Origin of the sequence: Streptomyces sp. 3N207, assembly GCF_052246355.1 — a bacterium.
In the GTDB taxonomy this organism is placed as follows: Bacteria; Actinomycetota; Actinomycetes; order Streptomycetales; family Streptomycetaceae; genus Streptomyces.
On the sequence record NZ_JBQQBV010000007.1, the window covers coordinates 125,926 to 152,491 of the forward strand.

The following is a 26,566-nucleotide window of genomic DNA, read 5'->3' on the forward strand; positions in this document are numbered from 1 at the left end:
CCGCGACAATGGTCCCCATGGCGGTGTGGGACGACCTGGTGGGCCAGGACAGGGCAGCAAAGCAGCTGATCGCTGCCGCGCGCGATGCCGACGCGTATGTGACGGCGGAAGCCGAGGCGCGCGGCTCGGCCGACCTCTCCGGCTCCGCCATGACCCACGCCTGGCTTTTCACGGGCCCACCCGGCGCCGGCCGGGAGCAGGCGGCCCGCGCGTTCGCGGCGGCGCTCCAGTGTGTGAGCCCGGACCGGGCGCTGGGCGGCAGCCCGGGGTGCGGCTTCTGCGAGGGCTGTCATACGACGATGGTCGGCACCCACGCGGATGTGGAGGTCGTCCGTACGGATCTGCTGACCATCGGCGTGAAGGAGACGCGCGCGCTGGTGCGCGGGGCGCAGATGTCGCCGTCGGGCGGGCGCTGGCAGGTGATCGTCCTGGAGGACGCCGACCGGCTGACGGAGGGCGCGGGGAACGTGCTGCTGAAAGCCGTCGAGGAGCCCGCACCGCGGACGGTGTGGCTGCTGTGCGCGCCGTCGACGGAGGACGTACTGCCGACGATCCGCTCGCGCTGCCGGCACCTGTCGCTGCGTACGCCCCCGGTCGACGCGGTGGCGGACCTGCTGATGCGGCGGGACGGGATCGAGCCGGAGACGGCCGCCTTCGCGGCGCGGGCCACGCAGGGGCACATCGACCGGGCACTGCGGCTGGCCACGGACGAGCGGGCCCGTGCCAGACGGCAGGCGGTGCTCAAGCTGCCGACGCGGGTCGACGACGTGAGCAGCGCGCTGAGGGCGGCGCAGGAGCTGATCGACGCCGCGACGGAGGACGCCAAGCAGGTCGCCGAGGAACTGGACGCCAAGGAGACCGAGGAACTGCGAGCCGCGCTCGGTGCGGCGGAGGGCAAGCGGCTGCCACGGGGCACGGCGGGCGCGATGAAGGAGCTGGAGGACAAGCAGAAGCGCCGCTCCACCCGTACCCAGCGGGATTCGCTGGACCTGGCCCTGTCGGACCTGACGGCCTTCTACCGTGATGTGCTCGCCCGCCAGTTGGGCTCGTCCGTCGCGCTGTCGCACGACGAGGCGGCCGGTCCGATCGGGCAGCTGGCCGCCACCTCGCGCCCGGAGCAGACGCTGCGCCGGATCGAGGCCGTGCTGGAGTGCCGCCATGCGCTGGACCGCAATGTGGCTCCGCTGCTGGCCGTGGAGGCGATGACGATGGCGCTGCGGGCGGGCTGACGCACCTTTAGGCCCCCTGCGGGCGACGGGCCGGCGCCCGGCTGGGTACGCTCCCAGCACGTGCCGCCTGCGGAGGGATGCCCCATGAGCAAGTCACACGCCTCCCGTGTCCGGTACGGGGGCGCGTCCCGTATCCGGTACGGGGGCGCGGCGGCACTCACGGCCGCTGCCCTGCTGCTCTCCGGCTGCTCGTCGGACTCGGGCTCGTCCGGGGAGCCGGACACCGATCCCTCCGCGAAGGGCACCCGTGCGGGCGCCGACGCACCCCCGCTCAAGCCGCTGCCCGCGAAGATCCCCGACGAGCTGCGCCCGTACTACGAGCAGAAGTTGTCGTGGCACAGCTGTGGCCCGACCGAGTTCGAGTGCGCCACGCTGCGGGTTCCGCTGGACTACGACAAGCCCGGGGACGACCCCAAGGACGCCGCCGAGAGCGTGGGCCTGGCGGTCACCCGTACCAAGCCGAAGCAGGGCAAGGCCGAGGGCGGCTCGCTGCACATCAACCCGGGTGGCCCGGGCGGTTCGGCGATCGAGTACGTCCAGCAGTCGGCGGCCCTCATGTATGCGCCGCAGGTACGCGAGCACTACTCGCTGGTCGGCATGGACCCGCGCGGCGTCGGCCGCAGCGAGCCCGTCGAGTGCCTGAGCGACAAGCAGATGGACGCGTACACGCGTGTCGACCAGACACCGGACGACGCGAAGGAGACCGACGCGCTCACCTCCGCGTACGGGAGGTTCGCCAAGGGCTGCGAGAAGCGCACCGGAAAGCTGCTCGGCCATGTCTCGACGGTCGAGGCGGCGCGCGACATGGATGTGCTGCGTGCCGTGCTCGGCGACAAGAAGCTCAACTACGTCGGCGCCTCCTACGGCACCTATCTGGGCTCCACCTACGCGGGCCTGTTCCCGAAGCGCTCCGGCCGGGTCGTCCTGGACGGCGCCTTGGACCCCTCCCTCTCGGCGCGCCGCGTCAACCGTGAGCAGACGGCGGGCTTCGAGACGGCGTTCAAGGCGTTCGCCCGCGACTGCGTGGGCATGTCCGAGTGCCCCCTGGGCTCGGACGGTGTCCGGCAGGCGGGCAAGAAGCTGAGCGCCCTCTTCGCCCGGGTGGACCGCAAACCGCTCAAGACCGAGGACCCCTCGCGCCCCCTGACCGAGTCCCTGGCCACCACGGGTGTGATCCGCGCCATGTACGACGAGGGCTCCTGGCCCGGGCTGCGTGAGGCGCTGACAGCGGCGAAGAAGGGCGACGGTGCGCAGCTGCTGGAGCTGTCCGACGACTACTACGAGCGCGGCCCGGACGGCGCGTACAGCAACATCATGTACGCCAACCCGGCCGTGAACTGCCTCGACCTGCCCCCGGCGTTCTCCGGCGCCGCCGAGACCCGTAAGTCCCTCGCCTCCTTCGAGAAGGCCAGCCCCGTCTTCGGCCGCGGCTTCGCCTGGGCGGCGCTGAACTGCGGCGAATGGCCGGTCAAGCCGACAGGCGGGCCGCACCGTATCGCTGCCGAGGGCGCCGACCCGATCGTGGTCGTCGGCACCACCCGCGACCCGGCCACCCCCTACCGCTGGGCCCAGGGACTGGCGGGCCAGCTGACCCCGGCCCGTCTCCTCACCTACGAGGGCGACGGCCACACCGCCTACCTGCGCGGCAGCGACTGCGTCGACGGCGCCGTCAACGCCTACCTCCTCCAGGGCAAGCCCCCCAAGAACGGCACCACCTGCAAGTGACCCCCCCCGAACCCCCGTCCCGACCACCCCCACAAACCCTGTAGACTTGTCGCCGCAGCGGCCCCCAGACTGGCCGCACGCACATTGCCGCCTTAGCTCAGTCGGCCAGAGCGACGCACTCGTAATGCGTAGGTCAAGGGTTCGATTCCCTTAGGCGGCTCAGTTGAAGCCCAGGTCACACCAGTTGTGACCTGGGCTTTTTGTTGTGTTGGGGGAGGTCGGGACCGGGCCGGCTGTGCGGGAGCAGGGTGGTGGCGGTGAGGAGGAGGGTGTTGCGGTAGAGCCAGTGGCCGTCGAGGTGATCAAGGGGTCGGCCGTCGACCGTCGGTGCGGGGGTGAGGAGCCGGGCCGCGAAGGTGCCGGCGTCCGGGTCGACGTCGACGAGTGCCTCGTCGAAGTCCAGCTCGCGGTGGGTGAGCGGGTACCACGCCTTGAACACCGACTCCTTGATGCTGAACAGCAGGCGGCACCAGTGGATCTGTGGCGCGGTGTGCGAGAGGGCGTTGACCCAGGACTGTTCGTGGGGAAGGGCGATGGTTTCCAGCACGCCGTCCGGCAGGGGCTCGTTGGGCTCGGCGTCGATGCCCAGCCCGAGAATCTCGGTGCGACGGGACACGGCTGCGGCTCGGTAGCCCGCGCAGTGGGTCATGGAGCCGACCACGCCCTCGGGCCACCGGGGGGCGCCGCGCCGGTTGCGGAGCAGGGGTGCCGGCTCTACGCCGAGCGCGCTCAACGCCCGTCGCGCGCATACCCGTCCGGTGGCGAACTCGCGCTGCCGCTGCGGCAGTGCGCCGTCGATGATTGCCGCTTCCTGTGGGTACAGATGCGCCTCCGGTGGCCCTGCGGCGTCCGCGAACGCCTCGGCCGTAGCCACTGACCGGGGCAGCAATCCGTCGAGCAGGGCGACGCTCCCGGTGGCTTGCCGTGACGGTCCGGCGGTGGGGGTGGGTAGTACGGGACGGAGGGGCTCGCGCGGCGGGCGGGACCGCCACTCGCGCGGGTAGCCGATCGAGACCTCCTCGAACCGGACTCCGTCGTGCCAGGTGGTCCGGGGGATGTGCAGATGCCCGTAGACGACGGCCGTGGCGCGGAAGCGGCGGTGCCAGTCGGCTGTCAGTGCTGTGCCGCACCATTGGGCGAACTCCGGGTGCCGCAGGATCCTGGTGGGCTCGCGTACCAGGGGGAAGTGGTTGACCAGAACCGTGCGGTGGGAAGGGTCGACGGCCGCGAGCCGGCGCTCGGTCCACTCCACGCGGGTCCGGCACCACGCATCGCGGGTGGGGTAGGGGTCCGGGTGCAGCAAGTACTCGTCCGTGCAGACCACCCCCGCATCGTGGGCGAGGCGCAGCGACTCCTCCTTGGTGGCGGCGCCCGGTGCGCGGAAGGAGTAGTCGTAGAGCACGAACAGCGGGGCGACGGTCACCGGGCCGCTCTCGTCGTGCCACACCGGGTAGGGGTCCTCAGGGGTGACGACGCCCAGGTCTCGGCACGCTTTGACCAGCCGTCGGTACCGTCGCTCGCCGCGCAGCGTCACCGGGTCGCCCGGATGGGTCCACAGCTCGTGGTTGCCCGGCGCCCAGATCACTTTGGCGAACCGGTCGCTGAGCAGCCCGAGTGCCCGCTCGATGTCCCAGAACCGCTCGGCGACGTCGCCGGCGACGATCAGCCAGTCGGCGTCCGAGGTCGGGCGCAGCGAGTCCAGGATCGCGGCGTTCTCGCGGAACGCGACGTGCAGATCGCTGACAGCAAGCAGTCTTCCGTTCATCCGTGCGCCTTGTCCCCGTTGCATTCTCGCGGATGTGGCAGAACCGGCCCGCCGTCCGACTCGGTGTTTCAGGAGCGCCGAATGCGAGACAACTCGCTCTGTTGCGGCAAGAAGTCAGCGGTTGCCGGGTGCCGCATCAACAAAACAAGGCCGGAGCGATCGTGTCAACGGCCGCTCATAGCGGTCCGGGATGACGCTCCAGCCGGTGGAATCAATTTTCCTGTGCGACCTCGGAGTTGTGATGTGCGGCACAATCGATCTGTCGCTCGCCCGCTCCTGACGAGACTGGCCAAAGATGGACCCTATGCCATCGGTACCCCTCTCCGTGGCACGGTTTCGCCGGACGCGATAAAGAAATGGCCGGAATCGGGAACTCCCTTTTTGGCTGAGCACGTCCTCGCCGCTGTTGCCTGATCAAGCCCGCCCGAGTCGGCCAAGTCTGACCCCAAGCTGACCCCAATTTTGTTGAATCTTCTATCGAGAGGACACCGGTGAGTGAGAAAGCCACGACCACGGTGAAGTGCCTGGTCTGGGATCTGGACAACACGCTGTGGCAGGGCACGCTCCTCGAAGATGGTGAGGTGCGGCTTGCCGACGAGATCCGGGAGGTCATCGCCGAGCTCGACGACCGGGGCATACTCCAGGCCGTGTCCAGCAAGAACGACTTCGAGCCCGCCTGGGAACGGCTGGTGCAGCTGGGCGTGGCCGAGTACTTCGTGCTCGCCGAGATCGGCTGGGGCCCGAAGTCGGATGCGGTGCGGTCGATCGCCGAGCAGCTCAACTTCGCCCATCGCACAGTCGCGTTCATCGACGACCAGCCCACCGAGCGCGCCGAGGTGGAGTTCCATCTGCCGGAGGTCCGCTGCTACCCGGCCGAGCTGGCGGCCGAACTGACGGCGCTGCCGGAGTTCACCCCGGCCACCAGGACGGTCGACTCCGGCAAGCGGCGCCAGATGTACCAGGCGAACTTCCGCCGCGACGCCGAGCGGGCCGAGTTCACCGGGCCTGACGAGGCGTTCCTCCGCTCGCTCGATCTCGAACTGCGCATCATGCGGGCCACCGGGACCGAGTTGAGCCGGGTCGAGGAGCTGACCCAGCGCACCAGCCAGATGAACGCGACAGGCGTGCACTACTCCGACGAGGAACTGCGCGGGCTGCTCGCTTCCGAGGACCACGAGGTGCTCGTGGCCACCCTCACCGACCGGTTCGGCACCCACGGCGCCATCGGTGTGCTGTTGCTGGAAAAGCGCCCCGCGGCCTGGCACTTGAAGCTGCTGGCCACCTCGTGCCGAGTGGTGTCCTTCGGGGTTGGTGCGGTGATCCTGAACTGGCTGGCGAGCGAGGCTGCCGACGCCGGAGCGCATCTGCTCGCGGACTTCCGGCGCACCGACCGGAACCGGATGATGGAGATCGCCTACCGGTTCGCGGGATTCGACGACCAGGACTGCGACTGCAGGGCGTTGCTGCCCGTCAGCGAGACCGACGGGGTGGAGCGTCTGCACCTGGTGACCGAGCGGCGTGATCCGCCGGACACGATGCGCCTGATCACCCCCGATCTGGGGGCGCGGGTCCTGGAGGAGCAGCGCAGCAGGGGGTGACCCGGGCGGACGTCGGCCGTGTCCCCCGCGCGATCAGCGATCAGCGATCACGCAGCGGGGACGGCCGCCGACGGCCGGCTATGCGGCCTTCCTGCGGGCCAGTGTCACTCCGTCGGCCAGGGGCAGGACGCAGGTCTCCACCCGGTCGTCGGCGTGGATGAGTTCGTTCACCTGGCGGATGGCGAGGGTGTCCGGGTCGTCGGCTGCCGGGTCGACGACCCGGCCGAAGAACAGGGTGTTGTCGAGGACGATGAGTCCTCCCGGCCTGACCAGGGCTACGGCTTCCTCGTAGTACGCGGGGTAGCCCGTCTTGTCGGCGTCGATGAACACCAGGTCGACGCTTCCCTCGCCCTCCGTCCCGCGCAGCTCGGCGAGGGTTTCGCGGGCGTCGCCGATCCTCAGCTCGATCCGGTCGGCCACACCTGCGCGTTCCCAGAATTCGGCACCGATGTCGGTCCACTTCTTGCTGATGTCGCAGGTGATCAGCCGCCCGCCCTCGGGGAGCGCGCGTGCCATGCACAGGGTGCTGTACCCGGTGAAGGTGCCGATCTCCAACACGCGGGAGGCGCCGGTCAGTTGCACCAGCAGCGTGAGGAACCGGGCTTCTGTGGGCGGCACCTGCATCGACGGGCCCCCGGGCAGCTCGGCCGTCAGCGTTCGCAACGCGGTCAGCACCTGGTCCTCGGGGTGGGAGATGTCCTCGACGTAGGCGAGCAGTTCTTCGGTGACGGCAAGCTGAGTGGCCATGGGGCCAACCTACCGTCGTACTCGGGTGCGATCACCTGGTTCGGATTCGAACGCACCGTGCGGCGGGCCGAGTTCGGGGCCTCGGCGGCTGCGTGTCCGTACCCGCGCACGCTCGCCGGCAGCAACGTCGGACCTATTTCTTGTCGTGTCCTCGCCATCGGGCGTTGCGTCGGACCACTCATGCGCTCCGTGAAGTGCCAGCTCAAGAACACAATCGTGAAGAACCTTACTTTCCTGTTACGTAGAAGCGGAGATCACAACTCGAAGTTCATTGCATCTCGTTGGCGACTTCCGATAGTGTGATCGACGATCACGGGGGGAGTGACGGGGAGTAGTGCTGTCCCCCTGTGGTCCGAGGCTGCGAAAATCGCGGCCTGACATTACGGGGGCACGAAAATGTAGTAATTCTTCATGGGTGCAGCGCTGGCGCCGCCCGGCTTCGACGGCGACTGCCGTCCTCTTTCTTGTATTCTCAGGACTTTGCGGCGCTCTTCGGTCCTGCGGGATTCCATGACGCCTGCAAGGGGTCAATGGGTCTCGTTCTTCTTCCTGCAATGAATCGTCACTTTCGAATCCGAACTTTTTCCTCGTAGGTCCGGAAGACCTTCACGGGTGGTTCCGGGCCGGGCTGAAATGCCAGTTCGACACTGTTCTGGAACGGATACCGATGGCCGACTCACCGACGCTCACCGAAGCCTTCACCAATACCGCTGACGACCCCTGTTCGGGTACGCATGCGCTGGTGACGGCACGCCGGCCTGCGCCGTCCGTCGGCCAGGAGCGGCTGTCGACACCGCTGGCCCATGTGGGCCTAGCGCAGACCGACGGTGCGGTCCGTACCGGCTGCAGCCGACTCCTGCACCCGTCGGCGCCGCGCACCCCGCGAACTCGAGGCGTCGGCACCCCCCGTTCAGGCCGCGCGGACCGCGTCCGTGCCGGAGCGTGCCGCGTTCCGGCGCGCCAAAAGCAGAGGTGAATTGATGGACGTCGCTGTCATCGGCATCACAGGGCGCTACCCGCAAGCGGAGGACCTGGACACTCTCTGGGCGCACCTCCGGGAGGGCAGGGACTGCGTCACCGAGCCGCCCGCCGACCGGTGGGCGGAGGCGCAGCGGTCCGAAGCCTGGGGCGGATTCCTCGACGGGATCGACAAGTTCGACCCGGCGCTGTTCGACATCTCGCCCCGCGAGGCAGCGCTGATGGATCCACAGCAGCGGCTGTTCCTGGAGACGGTGTGGGAACTGCTGGAGGGCTGCGGCGTCACCCAGGAGACCATCGAGCAGCAGTACGGACGGCGCGTCGGCGTCTACGTCGGGGCCGCCTGCCAGTTGTACCGGGCGGACGCCTCCGATCCCGCAAGTGCGGCGCTCACCTCGACAGCCTCGTACAACCTCATCGCCAACCGTGTCTCCTACTTCTTCGGGCTGGAGGGGCCGAGCCTGGCGGTGGACAGCATGTGCGCCTCCTCGGCCATGGCCATCCATCTGGCCTGTGCCGATCTGCACCGCGGGGAGAGCCGACTGGCGGTCGCAGGCGGGGTGAACCTGGCCACCCACCCGGACAAGTTCCGCGGGCTGGCCGAGATGGGGCTGCTGGGCAGCCACCGGGGCAGCCGCAGCTTCCGCAACGGTGACGGCTACCTCCCCGCCGAAGCAGTCGGCGCCCTGCTGCTCAAGCCGCTGGACGCGGCAGTGCGCGACGGCGACGACGTACACGCCGTCATCAAGGGCAGCGCCTCGCTGCACAGCGGTCGCGCCAACGGCTTTCTGACGCCCAGCAGCCGGGCCCAGGTGACCGTCATGCAGCGGGCACTGGAGCAGGCCGGCGTCGAGCCGGACTCGATCGGGTACGTCGAGTCGGCGGCCACCGGCGCCACGGCGTCCGACGAGACCGAACTGAGCGCCCTGCGCGAGGTGTTCGGCGAGTCGGCGGAGCCCGTGGTGGTCGGCTCCGTGAAGTCGAACCTCGGGCACCCGGAGGCGGCCTCGGGGGTGGCGCAGCTCACCAAGGTCGCCCTCCAGCTGCGGCACCGCGAGCTGGTCCCGCTCACCGAGGCCGGAGAGCCCAACCCCGGCCTCGGGCTGGACGGCAGCCCGCTGACCCTCTGCGAACGGCTGACTCCCTGGAACAGGCGCCGGGATGCCGAGGGCCGGCCGACGGCACACCGGGCGCTGATCAACTCCGTAGCCGTCGGAGGCAGTCACGTCAGCCTGGTGGTCGAGGCTGCACCGGAGAGCGCGGAGCAGCGGCAGCCCCAGGCCGACACCCGCGCGCAGCTCGTCGTGGTGTCTGCCGCAGGCCGGTCGCGGCTGCTCACGGCAGTGCGGCGGCTGGACGAGTTCCTCGGGCGCAGCGACGCGGTGAGCCTGGCGGATGTCGCGTACACGCTTCAGTCGGGCCGTGAGGCGATGCCCGAGCGGCTCGCCGTGGTGGCGGGCGATGTCGGCGAGCTGCGTGGCTCCCTCGCCCGGTTCCTGGCCGGGGCCGACGACTCCGACATGCATACGGGCAACGCCGAGGAAGGCGGGGCAGGCCCCCTCCTCGCGATGCTCGACGGGGCGCCGGGCGAGGCGTTCCTCGCCGCGCTGGTCGCCGACCGCGACCTGGAGCGGCTCGCCGAACTGTGGGTGAACGGCGCCCGGATCCCCTGGAGCAAGCTGCACCCGGAGCGCCGGCGCCTGCTGCCGCTGCCGGGTACCGCGTTCGAGCGGGAAAGCTACTGGCTCGGCCGTACGAGCGCTCCCGCGTCCGCGTCGGCGCCCGCTCCCGCGACCGAACGGTCCGAGCTCCCGGAGCCCGCTCCCGTGGACCCGGCGTCCGCGGGAGCCGAACAGGCCGACAGGGAAGGCGGGGCGGAACAGGCCGACAAGGAAGCAAAGGAAGCAGTCGTCCTGGCCGTCTGCGCCGAGCTGCTCGGGTTCCAGCCGGACGAGCTCGGACCTGAGGACAGCTTCCTGGCGCTGGGAGGCCACTCGCTGCTCGCCCACCGGTTGGCCGCGCTGCTGCGGGAGCGGGGCCTGCACTGTTCCCCGCCCAGCATCCTGCGGGCTCGCTCGCTCGCCTCCATCGCCGACGCGGCAGAAGTGGTCGGGACGGCCGACACCCTCGAACCTGTCGAACCTGTCGAAGCAGCCGAACCTGCCGAAGCAGCCGGAACGGCTGAACCAGTACCGGCGAGCGCGGTGACGGCCTCCACGGTGGACGGCGGCACGGGGGCCAGCGGCACGGTGGACAGCGGGTCCGCTCCGGCGCCCGCCGGGATACCCGGGAACAGCACCCGTATCACCCCCGACATGCTGCCTCTGGTGTCCCTCACCGAGGAGGAAGTGGCGGCCGTCGTCGCCGCTGTGCCGGGCGGAGCGGCGAATCTCCAGGACGTCTACCCGCTCGCCCCGATGCAGGAGGGCATGTTCTTCCACCACATCAGGGAGAGCGCGCACGACCCCTACGTCTCCTCGGGGCTGTTCTCCTTCGCGGACCGCGACTGTCTGGACGGGTTCGCCCGGGCGCTGCAGGCGGTCATCGTCCGGCACGACGCGCTGCGCACCGTGCTTCTTTCGAACGGGCTGAGCGGACCTGTCCAGGCGGTGCTGCGGCAGGTGGAACTCGCCATGGAAGAGGTCGAGCTCGCTTCCGGCAGGCCGGCCGAGGAGCAGCTCGCCGAGCTGCTCCGGCACGCCCCGCGCATGGAGCTCGACCGGGCCCCGCTGATCCGGCTGCGGCGCGGCCGGCATCCGGACACCGGGGTGTGGCATGCGGCGTTGAGCCTGCACCACACCATCCACGACGCCTCGTCGCTCGGCCTGCTGTTCGCCGAGATCGGCGCGCACATGGAGGGGCGGGCCGAGAGCCTGCCGGACCCGGTGCCGTACCGCGCGTTCATCGAGCACACCCGGCGCGGGCCGGAGGACCTCGATGCGGCCGCCGCCTTCTTCACCGAGCTGCTCGGCGAGGTGGCGGAGCCCACCGTGATGTTCGGACTGCACGATGTGCACGGCGACGGAGAACAGGTCCTGGAGGTACGCCGGTCGCTGGACGACGGGCTGGGCCGGCGTATCCGTGCGCTGGCCGAAGAACTGCGGACCAGCCCCGCGACGCTGTTCCACGTGGGCTGGGCCCTGACCGCCGCCGCCTGCTCCGACCGCGACGATGTGGTGTTCGGCACGGTCATGTGGGGGCGACTGCAAGGGCCCGCCGGGACGCAGAGCATGCTCGGCAGCTTCATCAACACCTTGCCGGTGCGCTTCGAGCTGGCCGGCCGCAGTGTGCGGGAGCTGGTGGAGCAGGCCGATACGACGCTGCACCGGCTGGTGCGCTTCGAGCAGACCCCGCTCTCCGAGGCCCGGGCGCACAGTGGACTGCCCAGCCCGGAGACGCCGCTGTTCAACGCGATCCTCAACTACCGGCAGATGCCGGGGGACAACGGAGTCGAGCGTCTGCTCCAGCGGGTGGGCGTCACCCCGCTGTCGTCCGAGGTGATCGAACGCAGCAACTACCCGCTGACCGTCTCGATCAACGACCTCGAGGACACGTTCCAGATCGACGCCCAGATCCACCAGGCGCAGGACGCCGATGTGGTCGTCGACTGCCTGGAGGCCGCCATGGTCGCCCTCACCGACGCGCTGTCCGGTCAGGAGAGCGCCGGGCGCCCGGCCGTGGAGCTGTCCGTGCTGCCGTCCGCGATGCGGGAGCGCGAGATCGCCGGGTTCGCCTGGGAACCGGTGACGACCGAGGACCCCGGCGGCGTCCGCTCCGACCGCCGCGTGGACGCGTGGTTCGAGGAGATCGTGCGCGAGGTGCCGGACGCGGTGGCGGTGCGGTGCGAAGACCGTTCGCTGACCTACCGGGAGCTGAACGCGCGGGCGAACCGTCTCGCGCGGTATCTGCGGGCGCAGGGTGTGACGCGTGACGCGCTGGTCGCGGTGTGCCTGCCGCGGAGCGAGTGGCTGGTGGTGTGTGCGCTGGCGGTGGTGAAGGCCGGCGGCGCGTACGTACCGCTGGATCCGTCGGCTCCGGCGGAGCGGCTCGGGCATGTGCTCAGGGACAGCGCCCCGCGTGTGCTGCTGGTCGACGGCGCGGTGCCCGAGGGGCTCGACGCGGGCGAGGCCACGGTCGTGGACGTACCCGGGGACGCCGGCCGCTGGGCGGACCTGCCGGACGGCGACCTGGAGCCCGAGAAGGGTGCCTCGACCGGGGATCTGGCGTACGTGATCTATACGTCCGGTTCCACCGGTCTGCCCAAGGGCGTGATGGTCGAGCACCGCAACATGTCGCGGTTCTTCGTCGCCGCGCAGGAGTGGTTCGGCTACCGGACCGGGGACGTGTGGACGCTGTTCCACTCCTTCGCCTTCGACTTCACCGTCTGGGAGATGTGGGGCGCGCTGCTCCACCGTGGCCGTCTCGTGGTGGTCACGCAGGAGGTGGCGCGCAGCCCGAAGGATTTCTACGCGCTGCTGTGCGAGGAAGGCGTCACCGTCCTGGGCCAGACCCCCACCGGCTTCGGGCAGCTGATCGCAGCCCAGGGCGAGGACGGCGCCCCGCACCAGGTACGGACGGTGCTGCTCGGCGGGGAGGAACTGGACGCCTCGCCGCTGGCTCCGTGGTTCCGGCGGCCGGTCAACGACGGGACCACGCTGGTCAACATGTGGGGCACCACCGAGACGACGGTGGTCTCCACCTACCGGGAGGTGACCGAGCCCGACACCCGGCTGACGACCCGGCCCATCGGCCGCCCGTTGCCGGGCTTGAGCGTGTATGTGCTGGACAAGTACGGGAAGCCGGTGCCGACCGGCGCGGTGGGCGAGCTGGTCATCGGCGGCGAGGTCGTGGCACGCGGCTATCTGAACCGGTCGGAGCTGACCGCCGAGCGCTTCGTGGAGGATCCGTTCTGCGGCGTACCGGGTGCCCGGATGTACCGCACGGGAGACCTGGGGCGCCGGCTGGCGGACGGCACCCTGGAGTTCCTCGGGCGCACCGACGGCCAGGTCAAGATCCGCGGCTACCGCATCGAGCTGGGTGAGATCTCCACCCGCCTCAACGAGCACCCCGCCGTCGCGGATGCCCGCGTGGTGGTGCGCGGCCAGGGCGACGACCGGCGGCTGGTCGGATACGTCGTACCGTCCGACGGCGCGGCGCGACCGGTGCACGAGCTGCTGCGGCTGGCCCGTACCGAACCGCAGGTCCTGGACCGTGTGCACGAGCTGCCCAACGGGCTGCCGGTCTTCGCCCCGGACCGCGGCGAGGCCGAGGCCCGCTACGCGGAGATCTTCACGGGGCAGGGCTTTCTGCGGCACGGCATCACACTCGGCGAGGGCGACTGTGTGGTGGATGCCGGTGCCGGTATCGGCCTCTTCACGCTGTTCGCGGGGCTGCACTGCCCGGCGGCCAGGCTGTACGCGTGCGAGCCGAGCGGGCCGCACTCCGACGCGCTGCGCCGCAACATCGCGCTGCACGGACTGGACGCGCGGGTCTTCGACGGGGCACCGGCCGCAGCCCTGGCCGAGATCGTGGCGGAGGAGGGCATCGACCGGATCGACCTGCTGAGGGTGGGCGCGGAGTCCGCAGGGTCCGATGTGCTCCGCGGCATTGCGGACACCGACTGGCTCAGGATCCGCCGGCTCGTGGTCGAACTCCCCGATGCCGACGGGCAGCAGGAGAAGGCGGTGGCGCTGCTGGAGGAGCACGGCTTCGATGTCGTCAGCGAGCGGCGCGAAGGAACGGGGCCACAAGCGGCGCCGTACGTCCTGTTCGCCAGGCGCCCCGGCACCCCGGAAGGGGCAGGCGCCGTGCTGGACGTGCCCGTGCCGCGCTGGCCGAACGAGCGGATCCTGAAGGCGGAGCTGGACGCCGCGGTGCGGGCCGCTCTCCCGTCGTACATGGCGCCTTCCGGCTACGTCCTGCTGGACGAACTGCCGCTGACCGGCAACGGCAAGCTGGACACCGGCGCGCTGCCGGAACCCGAGATCCTGCGGCGGTCCGATGAGCAGGGAGCGGCCCCCCGCACCGATACCGAGCGTGTCGTCTGCGAGGTCTGGGCCGAGCTGCTGGACATCGACGCCGGGCACGTCGGGCTGGACAGCAACTTCTTCTCGCTGGGCGGCAATTCGCTGCTCGTCACCCGCATGATCAATCTGATCAAGCAGCGGACGGGGGTGGAACTGCGGGTCCAGACGATCTTCGGAGCGGAGCAACTGGCCGATCTGGCCGCCGAGGTGGAGCGGAGCCTGCCGGATGCCGGGCCGGCCGCCGCGCTCGACCTGGACACGATCAGCGAAAGCATCAGCCTCGTCCAGAACATGACCGACGCAGAGCTGGAAGCGCTGGACATCGACAACGCCGTCGCCGACACCGAGAGCTGAGCAGAGAGATCAATATGAGCATGCCGCAAGAGGAGAGCGGGCAGGAGCTGATCCGCAAGATTCAGTCCATGCCCTTCAAGCGGCAGCGCGCCGTGATCGCGCTGTTGCGCAAGCAGGGTGTCGACGTGTCCGCGCTGGATCTCATTCCCCGCCTGCCGCGGTCCGAGGACCAACTGCTGCCGCTGTCCTTCGCCCAGCAGCGGCTGTGGTTCCTGGCCCAGTTGGAGGACAGCAGCGCCCACTACAACGTCCCGATGGCGCTGCGGCTGCACGGCAAGCTCGACCGCGCCGCGCTGCGCCGTGCGCTGACGGAACTCGTGCTGCGGCACGAGGCGCTGCGTACCCGCTTCGAGGACCGCGACGGCGTCCCGCACCAGATCATCGACGACGGCGCCGACTTCGCGGTGCGCGAGCGGGATCTCGACGACCCGGCGGCCGTCGTCCGGACCTGCCAGCAGGAGATGCTCACCCCCTTCGACCTGGCGCACGACACGCTGATCCGGGCGCTGCTGCTGCGGGAGAGCGAGACCGAGCACGTCCTGATGGTGACGATGCACCACATCGTCTCGGACGGCTGGTCGGTCGGCGTGTTCTTCCGCGAGGTGACCGAGCTGTACGAGGCACACCGCCAGGAGCGTGAAGCCGACCTGGAGGCGCTGCCCGTGCAGTACGCCGACTTCGCGCACTGGCAGCGCCAGTGGCTGGCCGGCGAGGTGCAGACGCGGCAGATCGAGTACTGGAAGAAGCAGCTGGACGGCGTCGACCCGGGGCTGACCCTGCCGGCGGACCGGCCGCGCCCGGCAGTGCGCGACCATGAGGGCACCCGGGAATTCTTCCGGTGCTCCCCGGAACTCCTCGGGCGGCTCCGGAAGCTCGGCGAGCAGCACGACGCCACGCTGTACATGACGCTGCTGGCCGCCTACTCCGTCGTACTGCACCGCTACACGCAGCAGACGGACATCGCCGTCGGCACCATCGTGGCCAACCGCAACCGGGCCGAGGTGGAGGGGCTGATCGGCCTGTTCGCCAACACCCTGGTGATGCGCAACGACCTGTCCGGCGACCCGGCCTTCGCCGAACTGCTGACCCGGGTGAAGCAGACGGCGTTGGAGGGCTACGACCACCAGGACGTGCCGTTCGAGGCGGTGGTGGACGCTCTGCAGGCGGACCGCAGCCTCAGCCACTCGCCGGTGTTCCAGTCGGTGCTCGTGCTTCAGGAGGAACAGGCCGAGCCGAAGCTGACCCTGGGCGGGCTGGAGGTGACCTCTGTCGAGGTCGACTTCGACATCAGCAAGTTCGACCTCACGCTGGATCTGCGGGAGACCCCGGACGGACTGACCGGTGCCGTGGAGTACAGCACAGCGCTGTTCGACAGGGAGACCGTCCAGCGCTTCATACGTCACTTCACCACTCTCCTCGCCTCCGTCGCCGAGGCGCCGCAGGAACGCATATCCCGGCTGGAGCTGATGGACAGTGCCGAGCTCAGCCGCCGGGCGGAGGAGTGGAAGGCGCTGCCCGGGGACGCGACGTCGTCCGAGCGGTGCCTGCACGAGTGGTTCGAGGAGAGGGCGCGTGCGGCGCCCGACGCCGTTGCCGTGCGGTGCGAGGACCGTTCGCTGACCTACGGGGAGCTGAACGCGCGGGCGAACCAGGTGGCCCGGTTCCTGCGCACCCGGGGCGTGGGCCGCGAGTCGCTGGTGGCGCTGTGCCTGCCGCGGAGCGAGTGGCTGGTGGTGTGTGCGCTGGCGGCGCTGAAGGCCGGCGGCGCGTATGTACCACTGGACCCGAGCGCGCCGCCCGAGCGGCTGCACCATGTGCTGACGGACAGCGCCCCGAAGGTGGTGCTGGTGGACGGCGGCGTGCCCGAGGGGCTGGACGTCGGCCGGGCAGCAGTGGTGGACGTGCGCGACCGCTGGGACTGGCTGCCGGCCGACGATCTGGAGCCGGTGGACGGTGCCTTCCCGTCGAACCTGGCGTATGTGATCTACACGTCGGGGTCGACGGGTCTGCCCAAGGGCGTGATGGTCGAGCACCGCAACGTCTCCCGGCTGTTCACCACGACACGGGAGTGGTTCGAGTTCGGCCCGGAGGACGTGTGGACGCTGTTCCACTCCTTCGCTTTCGACTTCTCGGTGTGGGAGATGTGGGGGGCGCTGCTGCACGGCGGCAGCCTGGTGGTGGTCCCCCAGGAGGTGACGCGTAGCCCGCGGGACTTCTACACGCTGCTGTGCGAGGAGGGCGTCACCGTTCTGAACCAGACGCCGAGCGCCTTCGGCCAGCTGATCGCGGCGCAGGGCGAGGACGGCGCTCCGCACCGGCTGCGGACGGTGGTCTTCGGCGGTGAGGCGCTGGACACCGCGGCGCTGCGGCCCTGGTTCGAACGGCCGGTCAACGCCGGGACCGAGCTGGTGAACATGTACGGGATCACCGAGACGACCGTGCACGTCACCTACCGCGCGCTGACCGAGGCCGACACCGCTCGCGTCGTCAGCCCGATCGGCGGCCCGCTGCCGGACCTGACCGTGTACATCCTGGACGCGCACGGGAATCCCGTGCCGACCGGCGCCGTGGGTGAGATGTATGTGGGCGGCGCGGGTGTGGCGCGTGGGTATCTCAACCGGCCGGAGCTGACCGGGGAGCGCTTCCTGGACGATCCGTTCCGTGGCGTGCCGGGTGCCCGGATGTACCGCACGGGAGACCTGGGCCGTCTGCTGGCGGACGGTTCGCTGGAGTACCACGGACGCAACGACGACCAGGTCAAGATCCGTGGTCACCGCATCGAACTCGGTGAGATCTCCGTCCGTCTCGACGAGCACCCCCAGGTCGGCTCGTGCGCCGTCGTGGTCCGCGAGGACCGGCCCGGCAACCGGCAGCTCGTGGCCTACGTGGTGCCCGCGGAAGGGCAGGCCCAGCCCGAGCTCCGTACCGAGCTGGACCGGCTCGCGCGGCGGGTCCTGCCCGAGTACATGCTTCCCGGTGCCTATGTGTTCCTGCCGAGCCTGCCGCTGACCACCAACGGCAAGCTCGACCGCGCCGCGCTCCCCGCACCCGACATCGACGCCTACGCGGAGCGGGAGGAGCGGGCATATGTCGCGCCCTCCACCAGCACGGAGCAGACGCTGGCGGCGGTGTGGGCGGAACTGCTCGGCTTCGAGCGCGAGCAGATCAGCGCGGACGACAACTTCTTCACGCTGGGCGGCCATTCGCTGCTGATCACCGTCCTGGTGGCCCGGCTGCAGGACGCCGGTCTGCACCTCACCGTGCGCGACACGTTCAGCGCCCCCACCCTGGCGGCTCTGGCGGCGCGCATCGACGAGAACACCGGCGCCGACGGGTCCGCCGCGCCGGGAGCGGCCGGCGAGGGGAGCGCCGCCCGCTACACCGTGCCGCCGAACCTCATCCCTGAGGGATGCGACCGGCTCACACCCGAGCTGCTGCCCCTGGTCCGGCTCGGCCAGGAACACCTCGACGCCATCGCGGACCGCGTCCCCGGCGGCGCGTCCAACATCGCCGACATCTATCCGCTGGTTCCCTCGCAGGACGGCATCCTCTTCCACCATCTGATGGACCCGGAGAACGACCCCTACGTGATGTCCGCGGCGTTCACCGCGGAGGACGAGGCGGCGTGCACCGCGTTCACCGAAGCACTTCAGGGCGTGATCGACCGGCACGACGTGATGCGCACGGCGGTGCTCACCGAGGGGCTGCCGGAGCCGGTGCAGGTCGTCCACCGCTCGGTGCGGCTGCCCGTCGAGCACATACGCCTCGCCGGGGACGAGAGCGCGGCCGGGGAGGAGGCCGAGGAGCAGGTCAAGGCACTGCTGCACAGCCCTCCTCCGCTGCTGCCGGACCGGGCGCCGATGATGCAGCTCCGTATCGCTCCGGAGCCCGGCTCGCAGCGCCGGTTCCTGCTGGTGACCTTCCATCACCTCATCGAGGACGCGACCTCGCTGCGCCTGATCTTCGACGAACTGGCGACGCTGATGGCCGGGCGTGCCGACCTGCTCGCCCCGCCCGCGCCGTACCGCGACTTCGTCGCCCACACCCTGCACCAGTTGCGCACGGGCGACGCGGAGGAGTACTTCCGCACCACTCTCGGCGATGTCACCGAGCCGACGGTGCCGTTCGGGCTGAGTGATGTGCACGGTGACGGGCGGCGTACGCACAAGCCGCGCCGTTCGCTGTCCGCCGATCTCACCGGGCGGCTGCGGGCCGAGGCCGGGCGGCTCGGTCTCAGCCCGGCGTGGCTCTTCCACGCCGCCTGCGCCCGTGTCGTGGCCGCCAGCAGCGGACGCGACGACGTGGTGTTCGGCACCGTGATGTCGGGCCGTCTGCAAGGGGTGCCCGGCGTGGAGCGGATGCTGGGCAACTTCATCAACACCCTCCCGCTGCGTGTACAGCTGGCCGGACGCACCGTCCGCGATCTCGTCGACGAGGTCGCCTCCGGGCTGCGGGAGCTGATCGCCCGCGAGCAGTCCTCGCTGAGCCTGGCCCAGCGGTGCAGCGGGCTGGACAGCGATACCCCGCTGTTCAGCGCCGCGATCAACTTCCGGCACTTCGAGCCGGGCCACGAAGAGGTCGCCGCCCCCTCACTGGAGGCACAGGGGATCGGCTGGCTGAGCGTGATGGACCGCACCAACTACCCCATGGGCATGTCGCTCGACGACATCGGCGACGAGCTGTCCCTGACCGTCCAGGTCGAGGACGCGGTGGAACCCGAGACGCTGCTGACGTATGTGGAGACCGCGCTCGACGGCATCGTCGAGGCACTCGCCGCCGATGACGGGCGCAGCACCCGGGCCCTCGACATCGACGTGCTGCCCCCGGCCGAGCGGCAGCGGCTGCTGGCCGCAGCGCAGGGCGAGCGTCCGGCGTACCCGCAGGACTCCTGCCTCGCCGAGCTGTTCGAGGAGCAGGCGGCCCGGCGGCCCGACGCGATCGCCGTACGGCACGGCGAGCGGCAACTGACCTACGCCCAGCTCAACGCCCGCGCGAACCAGGTGGCGCACCGGCTGCGCGACGCCGGGGTCGGCCCGGACGTCCTCGTCGGACTGTGCGCCGACCGTACGCCGGAGCTGGTCGTCGGACTGCTGGGCATCCTCAAGGCGGGCGGGGCCTACGTCCCGATCGACCCCGACTATCCCGAACAGCGGATCCACAGCCTCCTGGAGAGCTCCGGGGTGCGCGTGGTGCTGGGCCGGTCCCGGCTGCCGGACGCACTGTTCGCCCAGGTCGCCGGGGTGGCCGAGGTGCTGCACCTCGACACCGGCGAGCGCGCCGCCGACCGGGTACAGGTGCTGGAGAGCATGCCCGAGCACAACCTCTCCCGCGCCGACCTGGGCCTGACGCCGGACCACCTCGCCTACGCCATCTTCACCTCCGGCTCCACCGGCCGGCCCAAGGGCGTACTGGTCGAGCAGCGCGGTGTGGTCCGGCTCGTGCGCAACCCCGACTACTTCGCCGCCGACGAGGAGACGGTGGTGCTGCACCACTCCTCGATCTCCTTCGACGCCGGCTCCCAGGAGGTGCTCACCCCGCTGCTCTCCGGCGGTCTGCTGGTGCTGCACGACGGTGACTCCAAGGACCCCGCGCAGCTGCTGGACAGCGTCGTACGCACCGGTGTGGACACCATGCTGCTGTCGGCCGCCTTCCTCCCGGCGTTCGTGGAGTCCGCAGCCGGCCGGACCGGCAGCGAGCTGCCGCTGCGCTGTCTGGCGGTGGTGGGCGACACCTTCTCGGCCCGGGATGTGAGCCGGCTGTACGCGGCACAGCCCGGCCTGACCGTCGTCAACGGATACGGCCCCACCGAGAACAGCATCGCCTCCACGTACCACGAGATCCCGCGGGACATCGCCGAGGAAGCGCGGGTGCCCATCGGCCGGCCCGTCCCGCACACCACCGCCTATGTGACCGACGAGCAGCTGCGGCTGGTGCCCGACGGGGTGATCGGCGAGCTGTGCCTGGGCGGTGCCGGAGTGGCCCGCGGCTACCTCGACGACCCGGAGACGACGGCCGAGCGGTTCGTGCGCGACCCCTTCGGCGAGGACCGCGGCGGCCGGCTGTACCGCACCGGCGACCTGGTGCGCAGGCTGCCCGACGGCACCTTGGAGTTCCGCGGCCGGGTGGACGACCAGGTCAAGGTGCGGGGCTTCCGGGTCGAGCCCGGCGAGATCGAGACGGTGCTGCACGCCCACCCCTCGGTGCACAGCGCCGTGGTCGTGCCGCAGACATCGGGGGAGGTCCACGGCCTCAGCGCCTATGTGCGCCCCGCGGAGGAGTGGCTGGAGGCGGCTGCCCAGGAGCAGACCGCCGAGCATCTGAACCAGTGGGAGCGGCTCTTCGAGGACCAGTACTCACGCAGCGGCGACGACGAGGCCGTCCCCGACGACCTGAATCTCGCCGGCTGGGAGAGCAGTTACACGGGGGAGCCCGTCCCCGAGCCGGAGATGCGCGAGTGGATCGACGGCACCGTCGACAGCATCCACCGGCTCCGGCCGAAGCGGCTGCTGGAGATCGGCTGCGGCACCGGGCTGCTCCTCTTCCGGTACGCGGAGAGCTGCGAGGCGGTGCACGGCATCGACATCTCTCCCTCAGCCCTGGAGGACGTACGGCGGGGTGCGGAGCGCCGCGGCTGGTCCCACGTCACGCTGCGGCAGGGCGATGCCCTGTCGGTGGCCGAGCTGGGCGCGGGCATGGACGAGGCGGCCTTCGACGTGGTCGTGCTCAACTCCGTGGCGCAGTACTTCCCCAGCCGCCACTACCTGGACGAGGTCATCGCGCGGATTCTGCCCCTGGTCGAGGACGGCGGCCACATCCTGCTGGGCGACATCCGCAACCTCGACCTGTTCTCCGCTCATGTGTCCGCCATCGAGCGCAGCCGCTCCGGCGTTCCCAGCACGGCGGGAGCATTGAACGCGCAGGTGCAGCGCCGTCGTCGGCAGGAGACCGAACTCCTGGTCAGTCCCACCTACTTCACGCGGCTGAAGGAGCGCTTCGAGGAACTGGGCGCCGTCGACATCAGGGTCAAGCGGGGAGTCGGCGACAACGAGATGCTCGCGTACCGCTACGACGTGGTGCTGACCAAGGGCTCCGCCGCGCCGGTGGCCGACCATCCCTGGCTGGAGGCCACCACTCCGGCCGAACTGCGGGCCCTGCTGGACGCCGGTGCCCCGGACCTGTTCGGCGTCACCGGGCTGACCAATCAGCGCGTCGCGGACGATGTACGCGTCTGCACCTCGCTGACCCGCTGGGCACCGTCCCGCCAGGTGGAGCCGCTTCCCGGTGGCTCCCGGCTGTCCACGCGGGCACAGGAAGAGGTCCGGGAACTGGAGGCGGTGCTGCGGCACGCCGAGGAGCTCGGGTACGAAGTGTCGGCAACCTGGTCGCAGGACCGGCTGGACGGCCTGGACCTGGTACTGGGCCGGGGCGCGGCGCCCCGGGCGTGGGCGCGCTCCCCGTACCGGGCCCAGCGGCTCGCGAACGCGCCGCAGGTCGACCGGCTGGGTTCGGCCCTGGTCCGGGAGCTGCGGGACCATCTGTCCCAGCGGCTGCCGGACCATATGGTCCCCGGTGCCTTCGTCGTGCTGGAGGAGCTGCCGGTCACCTCGCAGGGCAAGGTCGACAAGCGGGCGCTGCCCGCACCCGACGAGGAGGACGTGGCCAAGGAGGTGTACGTCGCGCCCCGTACCGAGGCCCAGCGCACCCTGTGCCGGATCGTCGGGGCTGTACTGGACCTCGAACGGGTCGGTCTCCAGGACAACTTCTTCAACCTGGGCGGTCACTCGCTGCTGGCCACGCGCCTCAATCTGCGGGTCAAGAAGGAGACGGGCATCGATCTGCCGCTCCAGCTCATCCTCACGGCCGCCACCATGGAAGAAATGGCCGGGGCTCTGGAAGCGGAGCTGGACACGCGGCCACGCGCTGAGCTGGTGCCTGCCGCACCCGCCGCCGAGGGCGCGGAGGCGCCGCTGTCCACCGCGCAGCAGGACCTGTGGTTCCTGCGTACGCCCGCGCACCTGGGTGCCGCGTACGACAACGTCCAGCTGGCGCTGCGGCTGCGGGGTCCGCTGGACCGTGACGCCTGCACCGGGGCCGTGCGCGCCCTGGTGGAACGCCACGCGATCCTGCGTACCAGCTATGTGCGCCGCGAAGGCACCGTCGTCCAGCGGGTGAACGGCGCCGACGGCTTCGAAGTGCCCGTCCTGGAGGTCCCGGAGCCGGGAAGGGCTGAGGAGGCCGCGCTCACCGAGTGGCTACGGGCGGAACGGCTGCGTCCGTTCGCGCCGGAGGACCGGCACCTGCTCCGCGCCCATCTGCTGGCCCTCGCGGAGGAGGAGCACGTCCTGGTCCTCACCCGGCCCTGGGGCGTCTTCGACGGCTGGTCGACGGGCATCGTGCTGCGGGAACTGCTCGTGGCCTACCGGGAGCTGCACTCCGGGCGCGAGCCGGCCTTCGCACCGCTGCCGCTCCAGTACGCGGACTTCGCCCGCTGGCAGAGCCGTACGGTGGACGCAGCGGAGCTCGACCGGCAGCGCGACTACTGGGTCGAGCAACTCGCCGATCTGCCCGGCTGCCTGTCGCTCCGTACCGACTACCCGCGCTGTCCGGTGAAGACCTACCAGGGCGCGGCGGTGGAGTTCTCCGTTCCGGCCGACCTGGTGGAGCGGTTGCGGAAGCTCAGCGCGGACCACGGCGCCTCGCTGTACATGACGATGCTGGCGGCCTACGCCGTACTGCTCAGCAGCCGCACCGACGACCGTGAGCTGGCGATCGGCTCCCCTGTGACCAACCGTCCGGCCGCCGAACTGGACCAGCTCGTCGGGTACTTCGTGAACAGGCTCGTGATGCGTCTGGAGGTGACCGGGCAGCGGGCCTTCACCGAGCTGCTGGGCCAGGCCAGGGAGGTGGTGGCGGAGGCACAGGAACACAAGGATCTGCCCTTCGCCGACCTCGCCCGCACCCTGGTGCCGCAGCCCGATCCGGCCTGCTCCCCGGTGTTCCAGGTGATGTTCAACCTGGTGCCGGCCATCTCGCCCGGCGGCGCGGGATCCGCGGCACCCGAACAGGACGCCAAGGACGCAGGCGGCCTCGACGGCCTGGAGGCGGAGCCCGTGGCCAACGGCGCCGGTACGGCGAAGTTCGATCTGAGCCTGGCGCTGCACGAGACGGACTCCGGGCTGGACGGCCACCTGGAGTACAGCACCGATCTGTTCGCGAGGGGCACCGCTGACCGTCTGGCGCGCAGCTATGTGCGCCTGCTGGAGCGGATCGTCCAGCAGCCGGACGCGGAGCCGGCCGGCCTGATCGCCGACACCGTGGAGTCCATGTGAGCCATCTCGTGGCCACGGTGCTCGGGGACGTGGCTCTCGTCGTGCTGGTGTCCTGGCTGTTCGGGGGCCTCGCCCGGCGCTTCGGGCAGCCCACCGTGATCGGCCAGATCCTCGCGGGCATCGCCCTGGGGCCGACCCTGCTGGGCCGGCTCCCGGGCGACCCGTCGGGATATCTGTTCCCCGATGAGGCGCGGCCGTTCCTGTCGGTGCTCTCCCAGATCGCGATCGTCCTGTTCATGTTCGTCGCGGGGTACGAGATCGACTTCCGCACCTTCCGGGCGGGCCGCACCGCGGTGAGCGTCGCGGCGGTGGGACTGCTGGTGCCGATGGCGCTGGCGGTCGGAGCCGTCTCGCTGGCCGGCGGGGCCTTCTCCGCGGTGGACCCGGGGCACGCGGACCAGCGTTCGTTCGCGCTGTTCGTGGCAGTGGCGGTCTCGATCACCGCGCTGCCGGTGTTGGCAGCCATCGTGCGGGAACGCGGCGCGGCCGGCACCCCCGCGGGAACGGTGTCGATCGCGGCGGCCGGGTTCATGGACGTGGCGGCCTGGCTGGTGCTCGCGGCGGTGCTGAGCGACTCCGGGCAGACGACCCGCTGGTCCTGGCCGGTCGCCCTGGCGCTGCTGGCGGCCTTCACCGCGTTCCTCCTCTGCGTGGTGCGGCCCGCGCTGCGCTGGTGGCTGGAGCGTCCGGCCACACTGCTGAGCAACCCGGTGCCGGTGGCGCTGGTCCTCGCACTGGGCAGCGCGTGGGTCACCGAGTCGCTCGGACTGCACGCCGTCTTCGGCGGGTTCCTCGCGGGGCTGGCCATGCCGCGGCGTGACGGCGTTCCGGACGCCGATGTGCTCGGGCCGATGGAACAGACGTCGGGCATGCTGCTGCCGCTGTTCTTCGTCACCACCGGGCTGTCCGTCGACATCGGCAGCCTGGGCGCCGACGGCTTCGGCCTGCTGGGCCTGATCCTGCTGGTGGCGATCGCCGGGAAGGCCGTCCCCGCCTACGGGGCCGCCCGGCTGGGCGGACTGGACGCCCGCCAGTCGAGGCTGGTCGCCGTCATGGTGAACACCCGGGGGCTCACCGAACTGATCGTGCTGGACGTCGGCCGGTCCGCCGGTGTCCTCGGCCAGGACCTGTACGTCGTTCTCGTCCTCATGGCGCTGGTCACCACCTTCATGACGGGCCCGTTGCTCCAGCTGGTCGGCACCAACCGTGACGCGGGCCGGCGACCGACGGGCCCCACGAAGCATTCCGAACGTTCCGAATCCACCTCTGCACAGACCGGACCGTCGATGCCGACGGCGATCAAACAGGAGACAGAATGAGCAACACCGAAGCATTTGATGTCGTAGTCGTCGGCGGCGGCCCCGGTGGTTCGACGCTGGCCGCGCTGGTGGCCAAGCAGGGGCACTCGGTCCTTCTCCTGGAGAAGGAGGTCTTCCCCCGCTACCAGATCGGGGAGTCCCTGCTGCCGTCCACCATCCACGGGATATGCCGGATGACCGGCGCCGCGGACGAACTGGCCAAGGCCGGTTTCCCGATCAAGAAGGGCGGCACGTTCCGCTGGGGCGCCAACCCGGAGCCGTGGCAGTTCTCCTTCTCGGTTTCCCCGAACATGGCGGGCCCGACCTCGACCGCGTACCAGGTCGAGCGATCCAAGTTCGACAAGATCCTGCTGGACAACGCCCGCCGGGTCGGTGCCGTGGTGCGTGAGGGCTGCGCGGTCTCGGAGGTGCTGGAAGAGGGCGACCGGGTCACCGGCGTGCGGTACACCGACGACCAGGGCGAACAGCGGGAGGTGTCGGCCCGGTTCGTGGCGGATGCTTCCGGCAACAAGAGCCGGCTCAACCAGCGGGTCGGCGGCCGGAGGGAGTACTCGGACTTCTTCCGCAACCTGGCGCTGTTCGGCTACTTCGAGGGCGGCAAGCGGATGCCGGAGCCGAGCCGTAACAACATCCTGTGCGTGGCCTTCGACAGCGGCTGGTTCTGGTACATCCCGCTGAGCGACACCCTCACCAGCGTCGGGGCCGTGGTCCGCCGGGAAGAGGCGGAGAAGGTGCAGGGCGACCCGGAGAAGGCCCTCCAGGCACTGATCGACGAATGCCCGATGATCTCCGAATACCTCGCTCCGGCCCGGCGGGTCACCGAGGGGCAGTACGGCGAGATCCGCGTCCGCAAGGACTACTCGTACCACCACACCGCCTTCTGGCGGCCGGGAATGATGCTCGTCGGCGACGCCGCCTGCTTCGTCGACCCGGTCTTCTCCTCCGGAGTGCACCTGGCCACCTACAGCGCGCTGCTCGCCGCCCGGTCCATCAACAGCACGCTGGCCGGCGCGGTCGAGGAAGAGGCGGCCATGAAGGAGTTCGAGATGCGCTACCGCCGTGAGTACAGCGTGTTCTACGAATTCCTGATGTCCTTCTACGACATGCACCAGGTGGAGGGCTCCTACTTCTGGGAGGCCAAGAAGCTCACCAAGAACAGCCATTCCGACATGGAGTCGTTCGTCGACCTGGTGGGCGGCGTGTCCTCGGGGGAGACGGCACTCCGCGACGGGGAAGCTCTTACGCAGCGCCTGAATGCGCAGAACGAGGAGTTCGCCTCCGCCGTCGAGACCATCGCCGACGGCGACAACGACAACTGGGCCCCGCTGCTGGGTTCGTCGGTGGTGCGGGAGGCGATGACCGAGAGCTCCAAGGTGCAGATGCACGCCTCGCTGGGTGAGGACGCCGAAGAGGAGACACCGCTGTTCGACGGCGGACTGATCCCCTCGCCCGACGGAATGTCCTGGGTCCACGCCCCGGCCGGCTGACGAAGTGGC

The 26,566-nt window shown here is 70.4% G+C and carries 9 protein-coding genes, 1 tRNA gene and 1 pseudogene; 8 read left to right on the top strand and 3 right to left on the bottom strand.

Translation table 11 applies throughout. The features are described 5' to 3' along the window. Positions 1 to 17: 17 nt before the first annotated feature. The 3 genes from ACTWP9_RS13605 to ACTWP9_RS13615 all read left to right on the top strand — a co-directional run bounded on the left by ACTWP9_RS13605 (position 18) and on the right by ACTWP9_RS13615 (position 3,114). Positions 18 to 1,229 (top strand): DNA polymerase III subunit delta', encoded by a 1,212-nt coding sequence (locus ACTWP9_RS13605; RefSeq protein ID WP_443246352.1) that lies wholly within the window; start codon positions 18 to 20, stop codon positions 1,227 to 1,229. An 84-nt stretch (positions 1,230 to 1,313) separates the two neighbouring features. Further along, positions 1,314 to 2,954, top strand: coding sequence for an alpha/beta hydrolase (locus ACTWP9_RS13610; RefSeq protein ID WP_443246353.1), 1,641 nt, complete (start codon positions 1,314 to 1,316; stop codon positions 2,952 to 2,954). An 86-nt stretch (positions 2,955 to 3,040) separates the two neighbouring features. Further along, positions 3,041 to 3,114 (top strand) — tRNA-Thr (locus tag ACTWP9_RS13615). A gap of 15 nt (positions 3,115 to 3,129) precedes the next feature. On the opposite strand, the gene ACTWP9_RS13620 is transcribed toward ACTWP9_RS13615, so the two are convergent. Together ACTWP9_RS13620 and ACTWP9_RS13625 are read right to left on the bottom strand one after the other, a co-directional pair. After that, positions 3,130 to 3,828, bottom strand: coding sequence for a 4'-phosphopantetheinyl transferase family protein (locus ACTWP9_RS13620; RefSeq protein ID WP_443246465.1), 699 nt, complete (start codon positions 3,826 to 3,828; stop codon positions 3,130 to 3,132). A gap of 54 nt (positions 3,829 to 3,882) precedes the next feature. Next, positions 3,883 to 4,743, bottom strand: a pseudogene (locus ACTWP9_RS13625) (metallophosphoesterase family protein); the annotation flags it as partial. Between the two features lie 467 nt (positions 4,744 to 5,210). On the opposite strand from ACTWP9_RS13625, the gene ACTWP9_RS13630 reads away from it, so the two are divergent. After that, positions 5,211 to 6,317, top strand: coding sequence for an HAD-IIIC family phosphatase (locus ACTWP9_RS13630; protein ID WP_443246354.1), 1,107 nt, complete (start codon positions 5,211 to 5,213; stop codon positions 6,315 to 6,317). Positions 6,318 to 6,395: 78 nt separating this feature from the next. Here ACTWP9_RS13630 and ACTWP9_RS13635 read toward each other — a convergent pair whose 3' ends face one another. Next, complete coding sequence (locus tag ACTWP9_RS13635; RefSeq protein WP_443246355.1) at positions 6,396 to 7,064, bottom strand: O-methyltransferase; 669 nt, start codon at positions 7,062 to 7,064, stop codon at positions 6,396 to 6,398. A 980-nt stretch (positions 7,065 to 8,044) separates the two neighbouring features. Here ACTWP9_RS13635 and ACTWP9_RS13640 point away from each other — a divergent pair. The 4 genes from ACTWP9_RS13640 to ACTWP9_RS13655 are packed head-to-tail and all read left to right on the top strand — an operon-like array spanning position 8,045 to position 26,557. Beyond that, complete coding sequence (locus ACTWP9_RS13640; RefSeq protein ID WP_443246356.1) at positions 8,045 to 14,422, top strand: amino acid adenylation domain-containing protein; 6,378 nt, start codon at positions 8,045 to 8,047, stop codon at positions 14,420 to 14,422. 20 nt (positions 14,423 to 14,442) lie between these two features. Then, positions 14,443 to 23,751 (top strand): amino acid adenylation domain-containing protein, encoded by a 9,309-nt coding sequence (locus ACTWP9_RS13645; RefSeq protein WP_443246466.1) that lies wholly within the window; start codon positions 14,443 to 14,445, stop codon positions 23,749 to 23,751. Further along, complete coding sequence (locus ACTWP9_RS13650; protein ID WP_443246357.1) at positions 23,748 to 25,070, top strand: cation:proton antiporter; 1,323 nt, start codon at positions 23,748 to 23,750, stop codon at positions 25,068 to 25,070. The genes ACTWP9_RS13645 and ACTWP9_RS13650 overlap by 4 nt, the downstream gene beginning before the upstream one ends. After that, positions 25,067 to 26,557: a tryptophan 7-halogenase gene (locus ACTWP9_RS13655; protein WP_443246358.1), complete on the top strand. Its 1,491-nt coding sequence runs from the start codon at positions 25,067 to 25,069 to the stop codon at positions 26,555 to 26,557. The genes ACTWP9_RS13650 and ACTWP9_RS13655 overlap by 4 nt, the downstream gene beginning before the upstream one ends. Positions 26,558 to 26,566: the final 9 nt, after the last annotated feature.

What these genes read in the sequence shown, in the direction of transcription:
- ACTWP9_RS13605 (WP_443246352.1), top strand. Translation starts at nt 18, where the DNA reads ATGGCGGTGTGGGACGACCTGGTGGGCCAGGACAGGGCAGCAAAGCAG.
- ACTWP9_RS13610 (WP_443246353.1), top strand. Translation starts at nt 1,314, where the DNA reads ATGAGCAAGTCACACGCCTCCCGTGTCCGGTACGGGGGCGCGTCCCGT.
- ACTWP9_RS13635 (WP_443246355.1), bottom strand. Translation starts at nt 7,064, where the DNA reads ATGGCCACTCAGCTTGCCGTCACCGAAGAACTGCTCGCCTACGTCGAG.
- ACTWP9_RS13640 (WP_443246356.1), top strand. Translation starts at nt 8,045, where the DNA reads ATGGACGTCGCTGTCATCGGCATCACAGGGCGCTACCCGCAAGCGGAG.
- ACTWP9_RS13645 (WP_443246466.1), top strand. Translation starts at nt 14,443, where the DNA reads ATGCCGCAAGAGGAGAGCGGGCAGGAGCTGATCCGCAAGATTCAGTCC.
- ACTWP9_RS13655 (WP_443246358.1), top strand. Translation starts at nt 25,067, where the DNA reads ATGAGCAACACCGAAGCATTTGATGTCGTAGTCGTCGGCGGCGGCCCC.